The 23,756-nt window shown below is 58.1% G+C and carries 18 protein-coding genes and 1 pseudogene; 10 read left to right on the top strand and 9 right to left on the bottom strand.

Annotated elements, in window-relative coordinates; genetic code table 11:
* Window positions 1-184: 184 nt before the first annotated feature.
* The 7 genes and pseudogenes from AC3WK8_RS29580 to AC3WK8_RS29550 form a co-directional block, all read left to right on the top strand.
* Window positions 185-1,456: pseudogene (locus AC3WK8_RS29580) on the top strand (ABC transporter ATP-binding protein); the annotation flags it as partial.
* On the top strand, window positions 1,433-2,707 hold the full coding sequence (locus tag AC3WK8_RS29575; protein WP_404942568.1) for a polysaccharide pyruvyl transferase family protein: 1,275 nt from the start codon (window positions 1,433-1,435) through the stop codon (window positions 2,705-2,707). The pseudogene AC3WK8_RS29580 and the gene AC3WK8_RS29575, both read left to right, overlap by 24 nt.
* Window positions 2,708-2,823: 116 nt before the next feature.
* Window positions 2,824-3,516, top strand: coding sequence for a 2OG-Fe(II) oxygenase family protein (locus AC3WK8_RS29570; protein ID WP_103326610.1), 693 nt, complete (start codon window positions 2,824-2,826; stop codon window positions 3,514-3,516).
* Window positions 3,517-3,532: 16 nt separating this feature from the next.
* Window positions 3,533-5,689, top strand: a complete 2,157-nt coding sequence (locus AC3WK8_RS29565) for a glycosyltransferase (protein WP_256592428.1) — start codon at window positions 3,533-3,535, stop codon at window positions 5,687-5,689.
* A 38-nt stretch (window positions 5,690-5,727) separates the two neighbouring features.
* Complete coding sequence (locus AC3WK8_RS29560) at window positions 5,728-6,744, top strand: class I SAM-dependent methyltransferase (protein WP_256592429.1); 1,017 nt, start codon at window positions 5,728-5,730, stop codon at window positions 6,742-6,744.
* Window positions 6,745-6,769: 25 nt separating this feature from the next.
* Window positions 6,770-8,851 carry a glycosyltransferase gene (locus AC3WK8_RS29555; protein ID WP_103326552.1) on the top strand — a complete coding sequence of 694 codons (2,082 nt, stop codon included), beginning with the start codon at window positions 6,770-6,772 and terminating at the stop codon, window positions 8,849-8,851.
* Window positions 8,848-9,954 (top strand): glycosyltransferase family protein, encoded by a 1,107-nt coding sequence (locus AC3WK8_RS29550; RefSeq protein ID WP_103326554.1) that lies wholly within the window; start codon window positions 8,848-8,850, stop codon window positions 9,952-9,954. Before AC3WK8_RS29555 ends, AC3WK8_RS29550 begins: the two co-directional genes overlap by 4 nt.
* 256 nt (window positions 9,955-10,210) lie before the next feature.
* On the opposite strand, the gene AC3WK8_RS29545 is transcribed toward AC3WK8_RS29550, so the two are convergent.
* Window positions 10,211-10,690 carry a hypothetical protein gene (locus AC3WK8_RS29545; RefSeq protein WP_085599531.1) on the bottom strand — a complete coding sequence of 160 codons (480 nt, stop codon included), beginning with the start codon at window positions 10,688-10,690 and terminating at the stop codon, window positions 10,211-10,213.
* A 211-nt stretch (window positions 10,691-10,901) separates the two neighbouring features.
* Here AC3WK8_RS29545 and AC3WK8_RS29540 point away from each other — a divergent pair, with 211 nt between their 5' ends.
* Complete coding sequence (locus AC3WK8_RS29540) at window positions 10,902-11,789, top strand: serine hydrolase domain-containing protein (RefSeq protein ID WP_103326556.1); 888 nt, start codon at window positions 10,902-10,904, stop codon at window positions 11,787-11,789.
* Between the two features lie 796 nt (window positions 11,790-12,585).
* On the top strand, window positions 12,586-14,169 hold the full coding sequence (locus AC3WK8_RS29535; protein WP_178088065.1) for an anti-phage protein: 1,584 nt from the start codon (window positions 12,586-12,588) through the stop codon (window positions 14,167-14,169).
* A gap of 651 nt (window positions 14,170-14,820) precedes the next feature.
* Here AC3WK8_RS29535 and AC3WK8_RS29530 read toward each other — a convergent pair.
* Together AC3WK8_RS29530 and AC3WK8_RS29525 are read right to left on the bottom strand one after the other, a co-directional pair.
* A complete protein-coding gene (locus AC3WK8_RS29530; RefSeq protein ID WP_103326558.1) occupies window positions 14,821-15,918 on the bottom strand; it encodes a polyamine ABC transporter substrate-binding protein in 1,098 nt (365 codons plus the stop codon).
* 39 nt (window positions 15,919-15,957) lie between these two features.
* Window positions 15,958-16,782 carry a carbon-nitrogen hydrolase family protein gene (locus AC3WK8_RS29525; protein ID WP_103326560.1) on the bottom strand — a complete coding sequence of 275 codons (825 nt, stop codon included), beginning with the start codon at window positions 16,780-16,782 and terminating at the stop codon, window positions 15,958-15,960.
* A gap of 132 nt (window positions 16,783-16,914) precedes the next feature.
* On the opposite strand from AC3WK8_RS29525, the gene AC3WK8_RS29520 reads away from it, so the two are divergent.
* The gene (locus AC3WK8_RS29520; RefSeq protein WP_103326562.1) at window positions 16,915-17,718 is read left to right on the top strand and encodes a LuxR C-terminal-related transcriptional regulator; all 804 of its coding nucleotides are present in this window, start codon (window positions 16,915-16,917) and stop codon (window positions 17,716-17,718) included.
* A gap of 515 nt (window positions 17,719-18,233) precedes the next feature.
* Here the strand turns inward: AC3WK8_RS29520 and AC3WK8_RS29515 are convergent.
* From AC3WK8_RS29515 to AC3WK8_RS29490, 6 genes are all read right to left on the bottom strand, one after another.
* A complete protein-coding gene (locus AC3WK8_RS29515) occupies window positions 18,234-19,667 on the bottom strand; it encodes a hypothetical protein (protein WP_256592430.1) in 1,434 nt (477 codons plus the stop codon).
* Window positions 19,664-20,962 carry a ParA family protein gene (locus AC3WK8_RS29510; protein WP_103326564.1) on the bottom strand — a complete coding sequence of 433 codons (1,299 nt, stop codon included), beginning with the start codon at window positions 20,960-20,962 and terminating at the stop codon, window positions 19,664-19,666. Before AC3WK8_RS29510 ends, AC3WK8_RS29515 begins: the two co-directional genes overlap by 4 nt.
* Complete coding sequence (locus AC3WK8_RS29505; protein WP_103326565.1) at window positions 20,959-21,372, bottom strand: SAM-dependent methyltransferase; 414 nt, start codon at window positions 21,370-21,372, stop codon at window positions 20,959-20,961. The genes AC3WK8_RS29510 and AC3WK8_RS29505 overlap by 4 nt, the downstream gene beginning before the upstream one ends.
* Window positions 21,373-21,563: 191 nt before the next feature.
* Window positions 21,564-22,091, bottom strand: a complete 528-nt coding sequence (locus tag AC3WK8_RS29500) for a lysis system i-spanin subunit Rz (RefSeq protein ID WP_103326567.1) — start codon at window positions 22,089-22,091, stop codon at window positions 21,564-21,566.
* Window positions 22,088-22,639 carry a glycoside hydrolase family 19 protein gene (locus AC3WK8_RS29495; protein WP_103326569.1) on the bottom strand — a complete coding sequence of 184 codons (552 nt, stop codon included), beginning with the start codon at window positions 22,637-22,639 and terminating at the stop codon, window positions 22,088-22,090. The genes AC3WK8_RS29500 and AC3WK8_RS29495 overlap by 4 nt, the downstream gene beginning before the upstream one ends.
* Before the next feature lie 25 nt (window positions 22,640-22,664).
* Window positions 22,665-23,708, bottom strand: a complete 1,044-nt coding sequence (locus AC3WK8_RS29490; RefSeq protein WP_103326571.1) for a phage late control D family protein — start codon at window positions 23,706-23,708, stop codon at window positions 22,665-22,667.
* Window positions 23,709-23,756 lie beyond the last annotated feature (48 nt).

The raw sequence follows: 23,756 nt of genomic DNA, 5'->3' as shown, positions 1-23,756 counted from the left end.
CATCGACCCATTTCCCCGCACCGCCTGATCGGGCAAATCGCGATGCTGGAATAGTTGACCGCCAAGGAGTGGAAGTTGACCAGGGGCATCACACTCGAGCGTTTCAGTTTCCGGCCCATGCGCCAGCAGCGGCTATGGCTCCTGATCGACCATCGCGCCATATCCGATTTGGGGGTATGCGCCCATGCGCACTGACCTGGCGATCAGGACCCAGGGCCTGGGTAAGTGCTACCAGATCTACGACCATCCCAGGGATCGCCTGCTGCAGATACTGTTACCCAACGGCAGGCAGCGTTATCGCTCGTTCTGGGCGGTCAAGGATGTCTCGCTGGAGGTGCGCAAAGGTGAGAGCCTGGGCATCATCGGCCGCAACGGCAGCGGTAAATCGACCCTGCTGCAATTGATCTGCGGCATCGTCAGCGCGTCCTCGGGCAGCGTGACCCGCCATGGACGAATCGCCGCCCTGCTGGAGCTGGGCTCGGGGTTCAACCCGGAGTTCACTGGCCGCGAGAATGTCTATCTCAACGCTGCGGTGTTGGGCCTCACTCGCGAGGAAACAGAAGCGCGCTTCGAAGAGATAGTGGCCTTCGCCAACATTGGCGAGTTCATCGACCAACCTACCAAGACCTATTCCAGCGGCATGCTGGTGCGCCTGGCGTTCGCCGTCTCGGTGTGCGTCGAACCGGACATCCTGATCGTCGACGAAGCTCTGGCCGTCGGCGATGCCTCGTTCCAGTTCAAGTGCCTGGAACGCCTCGAACGCCTGACCCACCAGGGCACCACGCTGTTGTTCGTGTCCCACGACATGAGCATGGTCAAGCGCTTCTGCAACCGGGTCCTGTACCTGCGCAACGGCGAAGTCCGGGCCAGTGGTGCACCTGAGGAAATGGCCGAACTCTATTTGCTGGATATGCGCGACGAGCAGCGACGCTGGGCCAGTGATGGTGCGATCCAGGTCACCAGCAAACCTGCACTCGCCCAAGACCAGGGCATCGCCTTCGGTACCCACGAAGGCCAGATCGCTTCGGCGCTGTTCAGTGCCACGGGGACCTCATACTGCAGCTTTGTCCATGGCGACCCGGTGGAGATCGAAGTCCAGGCCCTGGTCAGCGACCAGGTCGCACGTCCCAATCTCAGCCTGACTGTGCAGGAGGCACGGCTGCTGGTGGTCGCAGGAGCCAATGTGGCCTTGGCATGCCAGGCCCCGCAGCAAGGCTGGTGCAGCACCAGCACACGCTTGAAATTTGCCGCCAACCTGGCGCCCGGGCGCTATCACGTCACCCTCAAGCTGATGAATGGGGAAACCGAGGAGACGTCCCAACTGATCGAAAAACAGGTCGCGCCCCTGGCCTTCGATATCTTGCCGGGGGACAAGCATTTTCTCGGCCTCGTCGACCTGGATATCCGAACGGTCGAGCCGGAGCAGCCGAATATCGCCGGAGCAGCCCCCCGCTCAGCGGATAAACCTTGGCGGGTAGCGATCCTCGGCACCTTCGATGTTGCCAACTACGGCGACCTGCTGTTCCCCATCATCGCCGAGCGCGAACTGCAGTCGCGCCTGGGGGCAGTGCAACTGCGTCCCTTCTCTTATCACCAACGCCGCACCCCGCAGTGGCCCTACGACGTGACTTCAGTAAGCGAGCTGCCCGAGTTGGTGGACTCCCTGGATGGGGTGTTGATTGGCGGCGGCTTCATCGTTCGCTTCGACAAGTTGGTGGCCGTCGGCTACTACCCGCCAACCCCGCAGATCCATCACCCCACCGGTTACTGGCTGTCCCCTGCCCTGCTGGCCCTGCAACACGATGTGCCGCTGATCTGGAATGCCCCGGGCATGCATTGCAACGAGATCCCGTCCTGGGCCCGACCGCTGCTCCGACTGTCCCTTGAGCTCAGTCCCCATGTACGGGTACGCGACGCCCTGTCCCGGGAAGCCTTGTCGGCACTCAGCGAACAGGCACAGGTCGAGGTGCTGCCGGATACCGCCTTCGGCCTGGCCAACCTCATCGACCTGCAACAGCCCTCGGCCGAGTACCGCCAATTGTGCGAACAGGCCGGCCTGGGCCGTCGATACCTGGTGGTGCACACGATCGCCGGCCTGGAGAACTTCCTGCAATTGTGGAAAACCCAAGGTACCGACCTGGAGCAGTGGCAACTCTTGCTGCTGCCCATAGGTCCGGTGCTGGGCGACCATGAATCGATCCTCGGCGACGATCTGCCGCGAGCGGTGACCCTGCCCTACTGGCCAGAGCCACTGTTGCTGGCGGAAATTCTCGGACATGCCGAAGGCGTGATCGGCCACAGCTATCACCTGGCGATCAGCGCCCTGGCTTTCGGTGTCCCCATCTTCTGTTCGGCCAGTCTGCACACGGGCAAGTACACCGCCCTGCTCGACTACCAGGGCATCTACCCGCTGCCGAACGGCGAGCCCATTGCCCTGGAGTGGTTCCTCGAACGCCTGCGACGCCGGTCCCCCTGCCCTCGCCTGGAAGCGGCCAGGGAGCAGCTGCGCGAACACTGGGACAGGGTCGCCGAGCTGATCCGTCAAGGTCGCCGTCCTACCCGCCAATGGATGAACCGGCTCTGGCAAGACCTGCCCAACCTGCTGGAAGGTCAACAACAGGACTGGCGTGAGGAGTGTCTGCGCCAGCGCGCCGAACTCGATGAGCTGCGCCGGCAAATGCGACAGTTGCAACAGTTTCAGGAATGACAATGGCCCGCCACGGACCAGTCCCACGTCGAATGGGACTGGCCGTGGCCCCGGCTCCTTGCGTGGCACCGCAACACTGCGTCGCACATGACATGGATTCAAGGAGGAAGAACATGCTGCTGGACCTGAAGATGCTCGCCCACCAACCGTTGCACCAGCAGCCCTTTCGCTGGGGCCGGATCGATGGCCTGTACTCGGCCGATGATGCCGCCACGCTGGCGGCCAGCTACCCCCACGATGCGTTCAAGCGGGTATACGGCTATGGCGGGGAAAAGGACTACGAATACCAGGCAAGACAACTGGTGGAGTTGGGCACCGGACGTATAGTCCACGCCCAGGGCCTGAGTCCGAGCTGGTTGCAACTGGCCACCGAACTGACCCGGCCAGCCTATCGCCTGGCCTTGTCGATGCTGGCCGACATGGACCTGCGTACGGCGCCGATGGAGGTCAACGTCTTCCATTACGGCCCCCAGGCTTGCCTGGGCCCACACCTGGACCTGGACGACAAGCTGGTGACCCACATCCTCTACTTCAACGATACGTGGAGCGTCGAGGATGGCGGTTGCCTGAACATTCTGCGCTCGGCGGACCCGCAAGACGTCGTCGCGGTAATCCCGCCACTGGTGGGCAGCTCGGCGCTCCTGGTACGGAGCCAAAGCTCATGGCATGCGGTCTCGCCGGTGGTGGACAGTTGCCGGACCTCGCGACGCAGCATGACCGTGACCTTCTACCGACCCGGGTCGCAGAGCTCCATGTGGCCAGCGGATGACCAGACGCCCCTGCACACCTATGTGAGCCAGCATGAATAAGCCAGGATCGTCGCCAGTGCCAGCACAAGAACATGCCCAGGCGATCGTCGAGCGCGATGCCGCCCTGGCACATATCGAGCATATGCGGCGCTCGCGCTCCTGGCGCCTGACCCGCCCACTGCGGATGCTCCTGCAACTGCTGCGTCACGGGGCCGTCGGCAGTGGCAGCGAATATCCGCTCCCCATCGCGCCAGCCCCACGGTTGCTGCCAACCAGGCCTGCGCTCGAACCCTTGCCACCCCCTGTTGACGCGCAACCGACGACGCCGGACAGCCAGGGGCCATTCGACCTGCTGTGCTTTGCCAATATCGACTGGTCAGCCAGGTTCCAGCGCCCCCAGCAGTTGATGACGCAGTTCGCCGCCCATGGCTACCGGGTGTTCTATATCGTCCTGGCCCCCACGCCGGGACAGCCATATCAGGTACGGGAAGTGGCTCCGAGAGTCTACGAGGTGCACCTGCGCGGGCACTCATCCCAGGATCCCTACGCCACCTGCATCACCTCGGGCAACCTGCGCAGCAACCTCGAGGCCTTGCAGGACCTGGTCGCCGACTTCCGAATCAAGACTGCCGTGTCAGTGGTCCACCTGCCCTACTGGACTCGCCTGGCCTTGCACCTGCGTCAGGAGCGAGGTTGGCTGGTGCAGTACGACTGCATGGACGAATGGCAAGATTTCCCGAACATCGGCGCCCCGTTGCTGGCCGAGGAACAAGTGCTGGTGGAACAAGCCGACCTGGTCACCGTCACCGCTTCGGTGCTGTATGACAAATGGGCCAGCCGCTGCCACCGGTGCGTGCTGGTGCGCAACGGCGTGGACTTCGAATTCTTCGCCCGCCATTGCACGCCCAATGCCTTGCTCGCCGATCTGCCAGGGCCGGTGATTGGTTTCTATGGCGCACTGGCCGAATGGGTCGACCTGGAACTGATCGCGGCCATCGCCCGGCAACGGCCAAAATGGAACCTGGTGCTGGTCGGCGATGTATTCGTCAACGACCTCGCCGGCCTCGAGCGACTGCCCAACGTACACCTGACTGGGCGCCAGCCCTACACCCAGATGCCGCAGTACCTGTATCGGTTCGACGTCTGCATCATTCCGTTCCGCCTGTACAACGTGACCCATGCCGTGGACCCGGTGAAATTCTACGAATTCATCAGCGCCGGCAAGCCGGTAGTCTCTGTGCCGCTCCTGGAAATGCAGCTCTACGCGCCCTACCTGTACTTCGCCGAAGGAGCTCCAGGCTTCGTGACCCAGATCGAAAAGGCCCTGGAGGAAACCGACCCCCAGCGCTGGGAGCGGCGCATCGAACTGGCCAGGGCCAACGACTGGCGGCACCGCTTCGAGGGCACCCGCGACGCGCTGGTGGCCCTGTATCCGAAGGTCTCGGTGGTGGTCGTCACCTACAACAATGTCCAGCTGACCCGAGGCTGTGTCGACAGCCTGCTGGATAACAGCGCCTATCCCAACCTCGAACTGATCATCGTCGACAACGCCTCCAGTGATGACACCCGTAACTATCTGCGCTACCTGGCCCGTACCGAGTCGCGGGTGAACATCGTGCTCAACCCGCGCAATCTCGGGTTCGCTGCCGCCAACAACCAAGGACTGCGGCGCGCCCAAGGCGATTACCTGGTACTGCTCAACAACGACACCGTGGTCCCCAGGGGTTGGCTGACGCCCCTGCTGCGCCACCTGGCCGACCCCGGGATCGGCCTGGTGGGGCCCACCACCAATGCGGTGGGCAACGAAGCCAAGGTCCGGATCGACTACCAGCGACTCGATGGCCTGGAAGATTTCGCCGACCGCCGCGCAAGCCAGTATCACGGGCGTTGCTTCGATATCCCGATGCTCGCCATGTTCTGCGTGGCATTGCGCCGCGAGGTGCTGGAGCAGGTGGGCTGGCTCGACGAGACCTTCGGCATCGGCATGTTCGAGGACGATGACTACAGCCGCCGGGTACAGACAGCGGGCTGGCGCACCGTATGCGCCGAGGACGCCTTCATCCATCACTACGGCCAGGCCTCGTTCAAGGCCCTGATCCCGACCGGCGAGTACCAGCGCTTGTGGGACAGGAACCAGGCCTATTTCGAAAGCAAGTGGGGCACCTGGAAGCCTCACAGCCCACGACACCGGGAAATGGAAGCGGACGCTCCGAAATCAAGGATCACCGACTGAACCCATCAATCGGCTCCAATCAGAACAAGAGGCCAAGCGTGCTGAAGAACATCATCAACAAACTCAGTGGACCGGTCGCGCCCTCCTCCACCGCTGTGGACAACGAAACCGAAGAGCAGCGGCGCAAGGCCCGGACCGCTGAACACTGGTCCCGGAACCAGGCTGGCTCGGACCCGTTTTCCGCAGACGTCTACTGGCGTGCGGTGCCGGCCATCCAGCGACGCCACCAGCAGAAGGCTACCGCAGGCAGCGGCCATGATTATTGGGTGTCCTACTGCCTGGACACCTTTTTCGGCGACCGCCTGCCCGTGGCCCGCATGCTCAGTGTCGGCTGCGGTACCGGGGACCTGGAGCGCGACCTGTACAACCTCAAGGCATTCCAGCACTGCGACGCCCTGGACATCGCGCCCGCGGCCCTGGACACCGCCAGGGCCCAAGCGGCATTCCTGGGCGCCGGGAGCATCGACTACCAGTTGCTCGATGTCGAGCGTACGGAGCTACCCAGCGCCCATTACGACGCGGTCTGGTTCAACGGCTCGATGCACCACATCCGTGAACTGGAAAGCGTCTGCGCCAATGTTCGCCAGGCGCTGAAGCCCGACGGCTGGCTGTTTCTCAACGAGTACGTCGGCGCCAATCACTTCGCCTTCGACGAAACCCAGTGCGCGGCCATCAGCCATGCCTTCGCCCTGATTCCGCCCTCGATGCGGTATTCCTTCGTCCAGGGTTCCTATGGCCAGGTGCAAAACCAGGTGCCACTGCCCGATCCACTGGAGGTGGTGAAGGTCGACCCTTCGGAAGCCGTGCGTTCCCAGGACATCCTGCGGGTGGTCCAGGAGCATTTCGATATCCGTGCCTTTAACCCTTGTGGCGGCACCCTGCTGCAATTCTTGCTGCATGGCATTGCCGGTAACTTCCGGGATGACGATCCGCAGGCAATGCGGATCCTGCAAATGCTCTTCGACATCGAGGACGGCTTGATCGAATCGGGCACGCTGCACAGCGATTTCGTGATCGTCGCCGCGACTCCGAAACCCTGGGACACCAGCCGTTGAGATCGTCCGTGACGAGAGCCTGGTAATGAGCCAACCCACAGCCGAGCTGCTCAAGCACCTGCGCAGTGCCTACCAGCGCTTGCCGCTACCGACGCCGGCCAAGGCCCTGGTTCGACGCTTGTACCGTAGCGCCTGGCTGCCAGCCTGGCGCGCGCTGCGCCGCTACCAGCAGGCAAATCGGCCGTTCGTCCCGGCGCCAGGCGTGGTACCGGCAGCACCGACGCAATTGCCCGACTATCTGGTGTGGGGCGCCATCGACTGGGATTTGCGTTATCAACGCCCACAACAGTTGGCCCATGGCCTGAGCCTTGCAGGGCGGCGGGTGTTCTATATCGCAGCCAGCCTGGAAGACGACCTGCGTGATGGCTTCAGCGTACGCTCCTTGGATCGCCAGGGCCGGCTGTTCGAGGTACAGCTGTTCGCCTGCAAGGCGCCGGTGATCTACCAGGCCCCGCCCGATGCCGGGACGATCCGGCAGCTGTGCCGCAGCCTGGGTGAGTTCCTCGGCTGGGTGGACGCACCAAGGGTGGTTTCGCTGGTCCAGCACCCGTTCTGGTTTCCGGTAGCCAGGCTGCTGCCCAACAATCGCCTGGTCTATGACTGCATGGACCATCATCAGGGCTTCGGCAACAACGCCCTTGGATTGCTGCCACTGGAGCGGCAACTGCTGGACGAAGCGCAGCTGACCCTGTTCGCCTCGGCGTGGCTCGCGCAACACTGGAAGCAACAGTGTCCGCCCCTTGCCGATAGCCCACAGGCCCTGCTACGCAACGCTGCCGACTTCGAGTATTTCTCCAAGGCTCCCCGTCACTGCCACCGGGACCCAAGCGGTCGCAAGGTGATCGGTTATTACGGGGCGCTGGCCGAGTGGTTCGACGTGCACCTGGTATCGACCATCGCCCAGGCCTTCGCCGATTGCACGGTGCTGTTGATCGGCGCAGACACGGCAAAGGTCGGCTCACGACTGCGCAGCCACGCCAATGTCAGGCTGGCCGGCGAAATCCCCTATGCACAACTGTCCGCCTATCTGCATGCGTTCGACGTGTGCATCCTGCCATTTCGGATCCAGGCGCTGACCCTGGCCACCAACCCGGTGAAGGTCTATGAGTACCTGAGCGCAGGCAAGCCGGTAGTCGCGGTGGACCTGCCCGAACTGCATGAATTTACCCCTTTGGTGAGAATCGCCGGGGATGCGCAGTCCTTCATCACCGCCATAGCCCAAGCCCTGGACGAGCCCGAACCGGCCGAGGCGGCTCGGCAACGCCAGGACTTCGCCCGGCAACAGACCTGGACCCACAGAGTACGAGCGCTGCTGGCCCTGGCCGAGAGGTCCCCGCCACAACCGTTGATCAGCGTGATCGTGGTGACGTGCAATAACCTCGCCTTCACCCGTGACTGCCTGGCCAGCCTGGACGCCGATCCTTCGGGCCGGGAACTGGAGCTCATCGTCGTCGACAATGCCTCCAGCGATGGCAGCGTCGAGTTCCTGCGACAGTGGGCCGCCAGCGGCGGGCACCAGCTGATCCTCAATACCAGAAACCTGGGCTTCGCCGCCGCCAACAACCTGGGCCTGGCCAAAGCCCGGGGCGAGTACCTGGCACTGCTCAATAACGATACCCAGGTCACCTGCGGCTGGGCCCAGAGCCTGCGCCGGCACCTGCAACGCAATCCCGGGGTTGGCCTGGTCGGGCCGGTGACTAACAACATCGGCAACGAGGCCAGGATCGACATCGGCTACCGGACCCTCGGGCACATGCCTGCTCGTGCTCGACAATACACCTGGCGCCACATCGGCCAATTGGTGCCCTGCGCTACCCTGGGTTTCTTCGCCGTGATGCTGTCGCGCTCGACCTACCTGCGCGTTGGCCCGCTGGACGAGGCCTTCGGACTGGGATTCTTCGAAGATGACGATTATTGCCGACGGGTGGAGCAGATCGGGTTGTCTTGTGCTTTCGCCGAGGACGTGTTCATCCACCACCACTTGTCCGCGTCGTTCGATCGGATGCCCGAAGGCCAACGCCAGCAACTGTTCAATCGCAACAAGGCGCTTTACGAAGCCAAGTGGGAACGCTCCTGGGTACCCCATGTGTCCCGGGAGAAATCATGAGGCTGGTCTACCTTTCGCCCGTCAGTTGGCACAGTTTTGCCCAGCGTCCCCATGAACTGGTCCGCCAATTTCATGCGGCGACCCAGGCCCAGGTGCTATGGATCGAACCTTATCCCACACGCCTGCCGGGAATCAGCGACCTGTTCGGCCAACGCCCGCCCCAAGGGCCGCATGAGCCGCAGCCCGCCTGGCTGACACTGGCCAGTCCGCGGGCCCTGCCGATAGAGCCGCTGCCCGGATCGGGTTGGTTGAACAGCCTGCTCTGGCGCGATCTGGTGCGCCAGGTGCGAGATTTCGCCCAGGGCACCACGCTGCTGGGTATAGGCAAGCCCTCCAGGCTGGCCCTGCAGTTGTTGCGCGAGCCGGTTTTCGACAGCAGCTTCTACGATGTCATGGATAACGTACCGGCCTTCTACCGAGGCTGGTCGCGCCGTACCATGCGCCGCCACCAACATGAAACCGCCCGGGCCGTGGACATCACCCTGGCTTCCTGCTCGGCTTTGCAGCGCTATTGGCAAGGACAAAGGGTCCACACGCAATTGCTGCTCAATGCCTGCGCCACCGAACGCTTGCCAGCCCTGGGGCTGCGTCGCTCCGGTAGCGCGGTGGCTGCGCCCGTATTCGGTTATGTCGGAACCTTGGCCAAATGGTTCGACTGGGATTTCGTGCAGGCTCTGGCGCTGGCCTTTCCTGATGCCGAAGTACGTTTGATCGGCCCTCGATATGGCGCTGCGCCAACCTCCCTGGCGACCAACATCCGTCTTTTGCCGGCGCTGTCCCACGCCGATGCGCTGCAAGCCATGACCGAATTCGCTGTCGGGCTGATCCCCTTCAAGCGCAACGATCTCACTCGCTTCGTCGATCCGATCAAGTATTACGAGTACCGGGCGCTGGGTTTGCCGGTGGTCAGCAGTGCGTTCGGAGAAATGACCAGCCGCCGGGATGTTTCGGGAGTATTCCTCTGCGAAAATACAGCGGATATTCCCTGGCTCATGGAGCAGGCACTGGCCTTTCGCGAACCACTGGACGATACCCTGCTGTTTCGAGAAGCCAATTCATGGACGAAACGCTTCGAACTGGCGCACCCGGCGATCTTCCAGTGAGCGAGGCTGGTCCTGGCCAAGGCACCGTCGTGACCAGGCATGGTGAAGGCTGGTATCGATTGTAGATGGGGGAAGGCCTACCAGCGCTTGTAACGCTCGCCCAAGCCCTTGCGCAGGCAAGGCAAGGCGAAACGCGCCCAGGCACCGGAGCTGCCAGGCGCGAATGGACTGGCGATACGGCGCTCTCTGCAAAGCTGGCTGACTGGGCTCGGAGCAGGTGCCCAGGGCTGATACTTCTGGGCGATGCGTATCGGAACTAGAGCTTGCGATCCTGGCAATCGATCACACTGGCGTCGGTGATGATGTTCTTGCTGTCGGTATACAGGGTGATGCTGCAGAAGTAGTCCAGCACGGTCTGGTTCTCGTAGTACCCCGTCTTGCGATAGACGGCCTCGCTGCTCACCGGCATCACACCGCTGACACCCTGGCCGCCGACACCAACCAAGGTCTCGCGCTGGCCGACATACTCGGTACCGGTCTGTACGAACACCTTGTCGGGCCCCAAGTGGGTCTGCACCCGGTTCCAGGCATAGAAACCACCACTGCCGTAGGATGAAGGCCCCATGCCCTGGTCGGGTTTGCCGAACAACTCGAAGGCTTTCTTGGCCGGTTGGCCAATCAACCGTTGCGCGGCGAGCTTGACCTCATTGTCCTGGTTGCTGGTTTTGCCAGGCACGGCGCAGGCCGTAAGAGCCAGGACGGCGATGGCGAGGCTGGCGAGCTTGATCGAAGGCATGACATTCACTCCATGTGCATGTGGCGTAGGGGAAAACCTCGGAACTTTGGCTCAGCCACAACGCCGCGTCCATGCTAGCCAATTGCCGTTAGCGTATATCGAGAATGGGCTTGATCGCTTGTCCGTTGCCAGCGCCTGTCTGGATCGCGGGTCTTCGGGGAATGAACGTGCATGGGGTATTTTGTCGAACCGCTCAACACCAAGGAAATCCATGTTCAGCTCGCTCATAGCAAATGGTAAGCCAGCAACGCCTGATGGCCCGGAGCTGATCGCCCCCTGGTGGAGCTTCACCAAGACAGTCCTGGCGGCGACCGCCCTGTCGTTGGTACGTGACGGGCTGTTGCAGCTGGACGCCCCTGTTCCCGAGCGAGCCTTCACATTACGCCAGCTACTACGACATGAAGCAGGTCTGGCCGACTATGGCGAGCTGGCGGAGTATCACGCCGCCGTAGCCAACAATGAACCAGCTTGGCCAGCGGCGGAAATGCTGCAACGCCTTGACGGGGCTCGACTCCGATACGCTCCGGGCACCCATTGGCGATACTCGAACCTTGGCTATCTGTTGGTGGGCAGGCTGATTGAGCGGGTGACCGACCTTGAACTGGGCGATGCGGTGACTCAACGCGTACTGGCGCCCCTGGGAGTGACGAATGTCCGTTTCGCTAAAACAGCAGCGGACCTACAGGCAACGGCAGCAGGAAACACGTCGAACTATGACCCCGCCTGGGTCTATCACGGCCTGCTGATCGGGCCGATTTCGCAAGCGGCGCTATTGTTGGATCGCTTGCTCTGCGGGCAGCTGTTCTCAGCGAACCTGCTTCAGGAAATGCAGACAGTTCGAACATTGGGCGGCCCGATTCCAGGGCGACCATGGATCGAGGCCGGCTATGGCCTGGGTCTTATGCAGGGCTCAATCGAGGGCGGTTTCTTGCTTGGCGGGCACACAGGCTGCGGACCAGGCAGCGTGATCGCGGTTTATCGAATCGGCGATGGCAACACATCGGCTTGCTGCGCCGCTTTTGCAGCAGGCGCCAGCGAAGGCACGGTAGAAACCCTGGTGGCTGAACGACTGGTACAGGTCCTACGACGAGAGTGCTGAATCGAAGCCTGTGCAGCTTGCCTGCCTGCGTATCCGGGCCTGGACAAGCTGTTTACAGGCGAAGACCTGGCTCTCTTGGTAAACTTGCAGTCCATTTCGTTTGATGCGGATCCGAGCGGTATAGCTCAGCTTCCCATCTGCCAGTTTTCTTGCCCGGATAGTCGCCATATCCGACGTGCTACGTACCAGCCCCGGAAGGGATCCTCGTACTACAGAAGGCCAAGAAACGCCCCAAAACACACCGGAAACACGTAGAGCAAAATGGTCCAGAATTCAGCTACAACCCCAGTAAACTCAAGCCCTACGCTGTCCCGGCGGTTTAGCGTTGCACCGATGATGGATCGGGCACATCATCAATAAAAATACTTAAATTTCAGATAGTTAAATACATCAGCATCTTTGCTGTAGCAAAAATTAAGCAGAGAAGCGTAAGCACCGGCAATTTGATCAAGTTTCGATCAGAGTATGTCCAATAAAAGAAACGCCAGACTGGTACCAGACGCTCATCAATCTCAAGATCCCACCAAGTGAACACCTACCCCTCTACCTCTCTCCCCCACCTCAAAAAATAGCCGATCCTCTGCATCTCGATTTCTGCTGATGCGGGCTGATGCAGGCTGAGGAAGGGGGAATGAGCAGCGGCCTGGCCTGAAAAGTGCCAACATGGATACTAGGAGAACAAGACTGAAGGGATGTATGGCTTTCGGATGATGCCGAGCCGGCTCTTTCCTTTTGCTCTTCCGCTCTACCCGGCACTAATGCTAATTTGCCCCCTCATCCAACGGACGGAAGCTACATGAATATCGCGCAAAGCTTGGGCTTAACAGGCAATCCTTTCGAACACTACAACGCTGAAAAGGAACCCAACATTGCTGCCTATGCGGTCCGGCCTCCCTACCTAGAAACGATTTCACAGCGCTCCCATGGGCTGAGCTCTTTCATCTTGTTTGGCGACCGTGGAGCAGGTAAAAGTGCAACTCGGCTAACTGTATATAAAGAGGCCTGGGAAGCTGCCTCCAAAAACTTTCTGGCCGACCAACCTTTTATTGTCAACCTTACTGACTACGCACAGATTCTTCCTAAATTCAAACGTGGCCAACTGACAGATAAAGATATATGTTCTCTGGCAGGATTTTTCATTATTGAGCAGTTGTTTGCCTGGCTTTCATCTCTTGAGGATGAGGATAGAGAGACACGCTTAAAAGAACTAGACAAGCACGACAATGCTTTGATTCTAGCCTTGCTTGAGGCCATATATTTATCCGTTCCGGAAATGGACAGAGTAACTTCCACATCGGAAGCTTTCATATTACTTGGTAGTGCCTGGAGTACTAAAAGCAAAATTTGGATTAAAAAACGTTGGGGTTCCGTCAGCTCTGTCTTCTCGGAAGCCATACAGGCTTTCATAAGAAATAAAGTTGATGAAAAATTAGATATTCAAGCTCCAACTGAACAAATTTTAGCAAGCTTGATGGGAGAGTCCTCGAATACTGCAAAGGCAATCCTTACTAAACTGGTTGAACTTTGCAGAATTTTCGGATTCTCTGGCGTATGCGTTCTTGTAGATAAGCTTGACGAGACTAGCGAAACAGACAATTCGGTTGAAGCAACTGCGCGCTTACTTCACCCTCTTCTAGCCAACATCCAGCTACTGGAGGTTGATGGTTTTTCATGGTTGTTCTTTGTATGGCGCAAGGTCGAAGATCACTTCAATGAAAAACTTAAGATTCGCCTCGACAAAATTGCCAATGCCAAAATTGCTTGGACAGCAGAACAGTTAAAACAAATGCTAGACCGAAGAATAGAATTCTTTTCAAAGGGTAGCATTGAATTCTCGGGGATTTTTGAGAAAAGTCTTGATACATCCGCCATCTTCAGTAGTTTGAGCCAGCTATCATTGGGCTCACCACGTGAACTGATCCGTTTAATGGATACATTATTCCGTGAGCATGATGCCCGGGGTGAAGAAGCGCCGCCAAGAATTGATCAGATTTCTGTTGAGCGAGCTCAAGACAAGTACGCTAATGACACCATTCAAACATGGTACAAGAAAGACACGCTGCATCAACTATACCGCCTTGGCAAAACATCTTTCTTGAATAAAGATGTGCAGTTCACGTTCAAAATTGGGTCTCAAGGGGCAAGAAATAAAATTACTAAATGGACAGATGCAGGTCTGGTTCGTCAAAGCGGAGCGATCCCCGGCGAATCTGGAGGCAAGCCATCATTTTTGTATGAAGTCTCCGACCCAAGGGTGGTTCGCATCATCGAGCGTCGATTAGATAAATTAGTTGGAGCGCAACTGGAGACCACGACCAGTATCAAGGATGAAGACTATATCCCTAATGATATTGAATCGGATGAGACAATCACTCTATAGCTTCAGATAAATTGCATAGAATTAATCACATGCCGATTGTGCTCGGGTATTAACGCAAAAAGCCCCACAGTCCCGAAGAACAAGGGCTGTAGGGCTTTTTCGAAGCAGCTGGATATAGGCTTGCTTGGCATTAGATGGCATTGATTGGCGTACAGATTGCCCCATTTTTGCCCCACAGCCCCGCCTCCCTTGTCAGCAACCAGTTCGGCAACTGCAAACCAGGGTAGTGAGGATAGGGATTCGAACCCCTTCCTGTTGACCAGTAGGCCGGTGCAGGCCCGAATTTACAGGATATTGAGCCTTCATGAACAGCCTAAAACGGACTACAGCGGCCCCCGTTTTGCCCTAAATTTGCCCTAAAATATCTCAGCATTGTTCAATTGCGTAATTACACGAGCTTCACCAGAACAGGGTGGCCTTTACCGGCAGAAATCAGCCCTTAGCTGCCCTTGGCGAAGGGCAGCTATGGGCCACAAGCAGACAAACGAAGGCGGGGGTTATCGACCACCTGCTGCTTGCTTCTAATAGATTCAGGCGCAGATGGTGACCTACGAAGGCTAGTACAAAAGCCTCAGCATTGCCGAGGCTTTCATCAGACCTACCGAGCAGATGAGCAAGCTCACTCAGATCTCAAGATGTTGTTTTGCTCCATCAAGTGTCGTTCTTGATCCTGCTCCAAGTGCGGGTTCGTACACGCTCCAGCTTCAATGGCAGAGTTTCCAGGGGAAACAGGTTGTCCATGACTGACTGCGGTGGATACAACATTGGGTCGTTGCGCAAATGTTCATCAACTAGCGCAGTGGCAGCCTGATTTCCGTTTGGGTAGCCGACGTAGTTGGAGTTCTTGGCGATGATCTCAGGGCGCAGCATGTAGTCGATAAATTTGTAGGCAGGCTGCGGATTGGGGGCGTCCTTGAGGACCACCAGGGTGTTGATCCACAGGGGCGCGCCCTCGCGCGGGATGCTGTAGGCCAGGTTGACGCCGTTGTGGGCGTTCTCGGCGTTGAGCTTGGCGCTGTAGACCGATCCACCCCAGCCCACCACGACGCAGATATCACCATTGGCAAGGTCGGTGCCGAACTTCGCAGAGTTGAAATAGCGAATGTAGGGACGGATCTCGTGCAGCAGCGCCTCAGCCCGCTGGTAGTCGTCTGGGTTCTTGCTGTTGCTGGGCAGCCCCAGGTAATGCAGGGCGATGGGGATGATCTCGACCGGCGCATCGAGCATGGCAACGCCGCACTGGCTGAGCTTGGCGATGTTGTCCTTCTTAAAGATCAGATCCCAGGAGTCGACCGGCGCGTTGTTGCCGAGCAGTTCGCGGACCTTGTCGATGTTGTAGCCGATGCCTGTGGTGCCCCACATGTAGGGAATCGAGTAGCGGTTACCGGGATCGTTGACCTCCAGTTTGCGCATCATGTTCGGGGCCAGGTGGGACCAGTTGGCGAGCTGCGAGCGATCCAGCTCCTGCAGCAGCCCGGCTTTAGCAAAGTTGGGCAGCAGATCGTCCGACACCACCACCACGTCATAGCCGCTGCGCCCGGCCATGAGCTTGCTTTCCATCACTTCGGCGTCATCGAACACATCGAGGATGGGGGCGATGCCGGTTTCCTGCTTGAACTCTCTAGGCGTTTCCGGGGCAATGAAGTCGGACCAGTTATACAGATGCACGCTGGGCGTATCTGCTTGCGCGTGACCCAGGCCGGAGAGCAAACCGACCAGGCTGAGGGTGAGCAAAGGTTTGCAATGCATGGTGATTCCTTGACGTGTTCTTATTCGAGGACCTGAGGATCAGGCGCGTGAGGGAATCAGCAGCTCGCGACGGCCGTCGGCATGGCGACAGTGTTCGCTGGGTAGGGTGAAGCGTCGGTCGACCTGGTAGTCGTAAAGCTGGCGAGCGCTGGCGATGCGCGTCATGTCCAGACGCAGGCTATGCCTACACTCTTCCTGGCCCGCCTCGAACAGCAGGTGGCCAAAGGGATCTACCACGGTGCTACCGCCAGCAAAGGTCAGCTCGTCGATACCTGGGCCTACCCGGTTCACCATGGCGGCGAATACCTGGTTTTCCTGTGCGCGCGCGGCCACCGCAGTGCGGTGTACGTAGCCATAGGGCTGCATGTTGCCGTCCGTGATCAGAAGTAGCTCGGCACCCAGTTCGGCGAGGGCGCGAGCGCTCTCTGGGAACTCGCAGTCGTAGCAGATCAGTAGGCCGATACGCACGCCGCGCCACTCCACCGTGGTGTAGCGATCGCCGGCCTTCACCAGCTCGCCTTCACCGACCCACAGGTGGGTCTTGCGGTAGCTCAGGGCGATGCCGTCCGGGGTGATGAGTACGCTAGTGTTGTAGTAGTGGCCTTGGTCGTTCTCGATCAAGCCGACCACCACGGCGATATCGCGCTCGCGTACCGCCTGCTGAAGCGTGCTCAGGCTCGGACCATTCAGTGGCTCGGCCAGGCTGGCGAGGTTGTGCGGACTGGGGAAACCGGTGATCAGCGACTCAGGAAAAATCAGAATGTCGGTGTCGTCCTGGCAGGAGGCAATGGCTTCCAGCGTGCGCTGCAGGTTGTAGGCAGTATCACCATCGCGGCCGGCCATTTGTACGAGCTCGAGTTTCATAAGCAAACCTTGTTGTTATGCGATTAGGCGTGGGCTCCGGAACACCATGACTTTCCGGAGGGGAGATGTAAGTATGTGTTTTCATTTTGAATTTCATATAACCCGGATTAGCTAACCCAGGGAGTATTAGACATGGGGCTGACGCTGCAGGATCTGGCGTGGCACCGCGCTGTCGGTCAGCTGATCGAGCGCCTCGATCACCCAGGCTTCTGGCTGGCATTGAGTCGCCTGCTGCAGGACTACGTGCCGGCCGACAGCTGGGTCGTCCTGCTGTTCAGCCAGGGTCGCCCCCGGGTATTTGCCGAGAGCCCATATAAGGGTGAGAGCAGCGATCCACTGTACTGCGACTACCTCAAGGGCCTGTATCTGCTCGACCCGTTCTACATCGCCTGTCGCGAGCACCCCGGCAGCGGCCTGGTGCGTCTGGCCGAAGTAGCTCCCGAGTGTTTCGAGCAAACCGACTACTACCGCCTGTACTTCACCCACAACGTGGTCGCCGACGAGGTGCAATTCAATGTTCAGTTGAATGCGGACAGCACCCTTTGCCTGTCTCTGGGCAGCAAGCTCCGCTTCACCCCCGAGCAGATCGCCCTGTTGGAATTGATCCGCCCTTGGCTAATCGCCTTGATGCGCCAGCGCATGGCCTTCGAACCAGAGCCTGCAGAACCCGTGGCCGAGCAGATGGCGCAGGAGGCTGGAATGGAGATGTTCATGCAGCGCCTAGGCGCAGCGCTGACGATGCGCGAAGTGGATGTGGTTCGCTTGATGCTGGCCGGCTGCTCAAACAAGGAAGTCGCGCGCAAGCTGGATATCTCTACCGAGACGGTGAAGGTTCACCGACGGCATCTCTACGCCAAACTCAACATCAAGTCGCAGCCTGAACTGTTCGCGCTGTTCATAAAGGCTCAGGGCTCGCTCAGCGCAACATCAACCTGAACCCTACCTGACCGTGCCTGCTAGGCCCATAAGTTTAGTTTGTCAGCGTACAGTGCCCGCTACTTTCGGCCGAGAGAGACCTCCGGTCACAGGCCGCTACTGGCCGTTAGCTGTCTTAGCGAAAAGCAGCTACTGGCCCAAAGGAGACGAACATACGCCGATTGTGCTCGGGTATTAATGCAAAAAGCCCTACAACCCCGAAGAACAAGGGCTGTAGGGCTTTTTCAAAGCAGCTGGATATAAGGTCACTTGGCATTAAATGGCATTGATTGGCGTACAGATTGCCCCATTTTTGCCCCACAGGCCCGCCTCCCTTGTCAACAATCAGTTCGGCAACTGCAAACCAAGGTAGCGAGGATAGGGATTCGCCCCCCTTTCTATATCAACACAGGCCGCTACAGCCAGCAAAACCAGCATACCTAATGAGCTTTTGACTGCCTACTGCGACCCGTAGCGACCCATAATTTGCCCTATTTTTGCCCTAAAACTCCCAGTTTCATGATTAGAAAAGCATGTCACTTAACCGGCTTCACTCCCCCACGTCGCCCTAAACCGAAACCGACGCGATATAGATCTGGCAGGTTCACCCTTCCATCCTTCATCGTTTCAAAGATACCCAATCGCTCTAGGTCACTACGCACCCCGGCCCATCCTCTTTCAGCATGCTGAGGTGGAAGCCTTTGGTCTGATAGACCGGAGAGTCCCGAAGGAAATTGCAATTTCCACCGTTCTTCAACAATGTCAAAAGCACAAGGAACAGATGCGCCCCGAAGAGGATCCATAATCCTAGGAACCCATGGATAGTCCTCAGCCATTTCGGAAACTCTTATCTCAGACGCTTTCTGAACGCCGCGCTTAATACTCTCGTAATGAAGCGCCTGTTCGTGGTCCGGATATTTTTCTAAAGAGTCCTCTGCCGCCTGGCGTATGGCGGCAAGGAAAGATCGAGGAGAAGTCCGCCCCCGTCCATCAGCGAGATGACTTACAGCCCAGATATAGGGCACCCCCCGACGACGGTCACGTCCCATCCACGGCCCCGCGAGAGCCTCAAATAACTCACGTTGCTTAACGCTCTCTCGCTTTACCTCTTCAGCTACAAACCAAACTTGATTATCTGATCGCGGGGCACGTCCAATTACGCCTGTATACAGGGCGCGCAGATTTGAGCCGTCATTTCCGGCAGCGTTACAAAGTGTCTGCCATAACAAGCCATGTAAATCGTGCGATGCCCACGTCAGCTCAGCCTTTGTAGCAAGCAATTTTGATGCGTCTGGAAAATCGGTGATAGTTCGATCAGATTGATCTTCTCGTAAAAAAACTTTGGCATGAAGGCGCGAGTAAGACTTTAACCACAGTACAACTCTTAGTAGATCCCTAACAATCCGATCCATCATCCCCCAATCGTTACTGGTACGATCCAAAGCATCGAAAACTATGAGAGCAGATTTACTCTTACCAGCCAGCAAGCCGTTAGTATCCTGAACAATCCTAGCTAAACTCTCAGGCTTATCTCTAACCCATTCTACTGTATCCTTCCAGCTACCGTCTGGAATTACAACTGGATTAATTTTAGCGAGCCAACGAACAACAACACCTTTCCATATTTCAAAAGGGGTAAACCCAGTATGGATTAGCTGCGCAAAAACCTCCATATCGGGAAACGAATCGATATCTGGAGCAACGCCAAAGCCCACGTGAACATCGGTAAACTCAAGTTCCTTAACAGCCTTACCGAGAGCTTCACGCAATAGTGGCGCGCGGAGCGCCGCGGTCCAAAAAGATTTCCCTACTCCCCTTGCACCTACTACCAAATTGCATTCAAGCCTCAATGCTTTTACATGGCCAAGAGGCATATACAAGTGCCGCAAATCAGGCGCTTCCCCGTGACTCGAAGTTGTCAGAGGAATCGCTTGAACAAGAGACTCTTTAATCTGTACCTTTGAAATCACGAGCAATCCTCATCCTGAACAGCATTCGAAACGCCTTGTATTACCTGGCCAAAAACAGCAGAGACTTCATTAGCATCGATGCCATCTAACCTTGAGTGGATTACCCTTAAAGAGTTGAAGCCTCGGTTCCAACGAATTGCCCAAGCATAGTGAGGACCTCCCTCGTCGGCAGTGTCGAAACTCCAGGTTTCCTCCGTAGCTGCACTGCCAGCTGGCACTTCGTCATAGAGCTCATCTGCGAATAAACTCCATGCCTCTTCACGTAAGCCTATTGTATATTCAATCCCATCTAACTCCGGAATCAAGGCTCCCACGACCTGAAGGCGCTCTCTGATTTCTCGAACAACCCCTGTTGTCCGCCAATGACGAAATAGAATCCGATAGCCAGACCAAGTTTGGTCTCCATCCAATGCAAACAGGAGAACCAAATTTGCACCTAAATCAGTAACACATGCAGATGCTACCTCATCAATTCCCGCTCTAGAGTCCACCAAAATCACATCGGGTGACCAACGCTTCTCTAATAGTGAGATAAGTCGTTGAAGTCTCTGGGACCAAGACTCTTGACCGGTAGCCGATACTTTCGGCATCCAAGCCCGCCCCAATTTAGCGACATATTCACCAGACTCAGCGCCATGAGCAGGCACGACAAAAATATCGCCGTCATGTGATAAACCACTAGACGCCACCATACTGTCAAACACCTCGTCTCCATTATCGACGAGGTCTTCAACCAACCAATCAGTAATACCATACCGGGGGCGACGATCTACAGGCAGCAAAGAAGTAGAGAGACCTGGCGATTCAAGATCTAGATCTAATACTAAGACTCGCTTCCCACTCTGCGCTAGCGACCAAGCACTCGCTGCTATTGCTGTAGAACGCCCAACCCCACCCTTGATGGAAAAAAATACAACTCTAGGAGCGTCAGTCGAGGGAGGAGCAATTGTCGACCAGTTACCTTGAGTTGCTAACCGATCAATCAACGAAACACCAGGAATGCCCTCTAAGGGGAATATCGGCGCACCAAATGAAACATTTTCTAAGTCTGACTCGAACAATACTGCTTGTGGAGGTGGAAATGCTCGACCTCCAAGCGCATCAAATATTTGTTTCGATATGATTGCGAGAGTATCCAAAACACCCTGATCACTTTGCCACTTTGCAGAAATGATCAGTCGAATCCTTCCATTCAAGTCTCTGTTTACGTAGACGGGCGCCGTCTGACGAAAAAACTCAGAATGGTGAGAAAAAATGTTCTGCAACTCGGGGATAAGCCGGTCAAATGTAATCATATCAATCCCTCCAGCCGGGCCTTTCTAACCAAAGCCGCGACAGCTCCAGCAGCAGCTCTATGAGCATCAACCCTCGGCTGCAAAATTTCGCCGCTATGGACGTATCTCTGAGGCGCCCCCCAATCTTGGAAGGGATTCTGGCTCGGGAGTGCGTAATTTGCGCCATGAACCGAATTAGCCCGATAGGTATCGTAACGACCCCACACTTTATCAGCATGCACACGGTCGTCAGTCCCTTTCGGCGAACCGTCTTGCTTAATCACCATGCCAAAATGGAGCATGAGTGTTTTGAGGCCGCACTCCGCAGCGAAGCCGAAGAGCTGGTCGGAATTAGCCAAACGTGACGCCAAAAATAGCATTTCTGCATCAACCATGTGCCTTTGATGGGCGTCTAAAAAATCTGCATTCATGTATTGCTATCCATCCTTAGAGCTCCGATAAGCAAACATCGGTAAAAGATCGTCAGATACTGACGCTTAACTGCGTGAATGTGATTATGCAATTATGCACTGTCGCTAGCCGGGTAGCCACGCTGCAGCCAATAACTGCACGTGAGGATTGGGTTATGGGGTATTTTCATATCCCATCTACCCGCTCCTTTTCACTTCATTGAAATCACCTCTTTGATGTAGTCCTGGCACGCCGCCAGGGCGATCAATCCCTGGTCACCGTCGCCGGCGATGGCGACAATTCGTTGAGCAGCCGCTGGGTCAAGTTCGGCTCTCGCCGCTCCATGAACCATGCCGCAGGTGCCGGCGGTGGCTGGCAACCCACCGCCACCACCCGAGGCGGCGGTGTTGAGTAGGACTGACAGCCGGAAATCAGCAGTAGCCAGCTGGCTGCGCAGGCGAGCCTGTTTCGCTTGTTCATCGCGCAATTCCTTGTAGTGGGTTTCGTCATTCGTTTGCAGGCGGTCCTCGAGCGCACGGCGGGCGTCCTGCTGCTCGCCCTGCCAGTTGATCACCGCCGTAGCGGCCTGCTCTCGGTCCGTGCTGTACGCCTCGGCTTGCTCGGCCAGGGCCTTGCCGTAGGCGTTGGCCTGCCAGGTCCATGCGCTCCAGCCGCCCAGGACGAGCCCCAGCACCAGGACCAGGACCAGGGCTGGCAACAACCAGCCAGAACCCTTCACGCCAGCACCTTAAGGGCACGCTCATACAGCGCCTGGCGATCCGCCAGGCCGTTGGTGCCGCCGTTGATGCGCTTGGTGATGGTGAGAAAGTCGCCCTTGTCTGCCAGGGTATTCAGGCCGGCCTTCTGCCAGAACCACCCAGCAGACAGCGCGGCATAGACCGGGTTTTCTAGCAGCTCGGGGGTATTGAGCAGTCGCGAGTCACCAAACAGCGCTTCGCTGCACGCTTCATAGTTAGCCCGGCCGGTGACCTGAATAAGGCCCCGCCCCCGGTACTTCTGGCCGTCGCCATCGGCCTGCGGGGTATTGCCCAGCCGAGCGGCCAGGGTGCCGGTGTCGTACTTGCTCAGGTATTGATCGTTGCCCAGCTCGCGCACGTACAGCAACTGGCCGGACTCATGGCCGATCTGAGCGATGAACGCCGCGATTCGCAGCCGGGTGATGATCGCGTACTTGCTCATGGCCGCGTTGAGCCCAGGAACAAAAACGCCGGCTTTAGCGCCGGCGTTGGGGAGGATTTGCAGCAGCTGCTGCACTGTGATCGTCATGCGTGGTTTCTCCAGTGGTGATGGGTTACAGCTGCTCGACTCGCAGCGGCTTGGTGGCTTTCTTTTTCTTGCCCTTGGTTTTCGCCTTGCCCTTCTTGCCGCCGTTGCATTCGACGGTGGTACTCCAGCCCGATTGGGTAAACACCTGCTCGACCGAGTCGACCAGGTATTCACCATCCAGCCCAACCTTGAAGCCCTGGGCGTTGATCATGCGTTCTGCGAACAGGTCGGTACGCCCGGGCATCTCCAGGCGCACGCCGGCGGTGCTGCGGTTGAATGCCGCCAGCCGGGCCTTGGCGGCCTGCTCTGCGGCGGATTTGTTGGGGTAGATATGACGGTCGGTATGCACCGGTGGCAGGCCATCCGGGGAGTCGTCGTTGCCCAGGTCGACCACCCGCAGCTTGCCGCTCTTCTTGTCCTGGTGCTTGGCCTGAACGGCCTTATGCGTGCTGCGATCGCCGAGGCGAAACTGGTAGCGGCTCACGTCGCGACGGGTGATGGTGACCATACCCAAGACCTTGCCGCTTGCGCTCTGTCCACCCTGGCGCGGCAACGTCAATAACTTGCCATCAGCCACCTTGGCCGTGCAGTCGTACTGCTTGGCCAGGCGGGTAATGAAGTTGTAGTCGGACTCGTTCAACTGGTCGATCCGGGGCACCTTTGTTGTGACCGGGCACACCGGCTGCCAGCCATTGCGTGCTGCGATGTCACGCACGATCTGTTGCAGCGGCACATCCTCCCAGCTGCCGCTGCGAGTGGTCTTACCGCTGCCACGCATATCGCTGGCCTTGCCCCGTATCTCAATGGTGTCCGGCGGACCGCTGACCACCACGTCATCCACGGTATAGCGCCCGAGCCGGGCCAGGGCCTGGCCACTGTAGCCCATGAACACCTCGATAGTGGCGCCGCGGCTGGGCAGCGCCACGGCCTGGGCCCGGTCATCGATGCGCAATTCGAACTCGTCCGACTCCATGCCCGGCTTGTCCGACGTGCGCAAGGTCACCAGGCGGTCATTGATCAGCGCTGTGATGTCATGGCCATCCGCTACAATTCGAAAAACAGGTGTCATGTAATATATTCCCTCCAAAAATCATGAAGCCACCGGGACCTCGGAGCC

The organism is Pseudomonas sp. FW507-12TSA (assembly GCF_058781435.1).
Note: the sequence above shows the minus strand (reverse complement) of the source record. Positions and strands in the feature narration are given on the sequence as shown.

What these genes read in the sequence shown, in the direction of transcription:
- AC3WK8_RS29555 (WP_103326552.1), top strand. Translation starts at nt 6,770, where the DNA reads ATGAGCCAACCCACAGCCGAGCTGCTCAAGCACCTGCGCAGTGCCTAC.
- AC3WK8_RS29550 (WP_103326554.1), top strand. Translation starts at nt 8,848, where the DNA reads ATGAGGCTGGTCTACCTTTCGCCCGTCAGTTGGCACAGTTTTGCCCAG.
- AC3WK8_RS29545 (WP_085599531.1), bottom strand. Translation starts at nt 10,690, where the DNA reads ATGCCTTCGATCAAGCTCGCCAGCCTCGCCATCGCCGTCCTGGCTCTT.
- AC3WK8_RS29540 (WP_103326556.1), top strand. Translation starts at nt 10,902, where the DNA reads ATGTTCAGCTCGCTCATAGCAAATGGTAAGCCAGCAACGCCTGATGGC.
- AC3WK8_RS29535 (WP_178088065.1), top strand. Translation starts at nt 12,586, where the DNA reads ATGAATATCGCGCAAAGCTTGGGCTTAACAGGCAATCCTTTCGAACAC.
- AC3WK8_RS29530 (WP_103326558.1), bottom strand. Translation starts at nt 15,918, where the DNA reads ATGCATTGCAAACCTTTGCTCACCCTCAGCCTGGTCGGTTTGCTCTCC.
- AC3WK8_RS29525 (WP_103326560.1), bottom strand. Translation starts at nt 16,782, where the DNA reads ATGAAACTCGAGCTCGTACAAATGGCCGGCCGCGATGGTGATACTGCC.
- AC3WK8_RS29520 (WP_103326562.1), top strand. Translation starts at nt 16,915, where the DNA reads ATGGGGCTGACGCTGCAGGATCTGGCGTGGCACCGCGCTGTCGGTCAG.
- AC3WK8_RS29510 (WP_103326564.1), bottom strand. Translation starts at nt 20,962, where the DNA reads ATGATTACATTTGACCGGCTTATCCCCGAGTTGCAGAACATTTTTTCT.
- AC3WK8_RS29505 (WP_103326565.1), bottom strand. Translation starts at nt 21,372, where the DNA reads ATGAATGCAGATTTTTTAGACGCCCATCAAAGGCACATGGTTGATGCA.
- AC3WK8_RS29495 (WP_103326569.1), bottom strand. Translation starts at nt 22,639, where the DNA reads ATGACGATCACAGTGCAGCAGCTGCTGCAAATCCTCCCCAACGCCGGC.
- AC3WK8_RS29490 (WP_103326571.1), bottom strand. Translation starts at nt 23,708, where the DNA reads ATGACACCTGTTTTTCGAATTGTAGCGGATGGCCATGACATCACAGCG.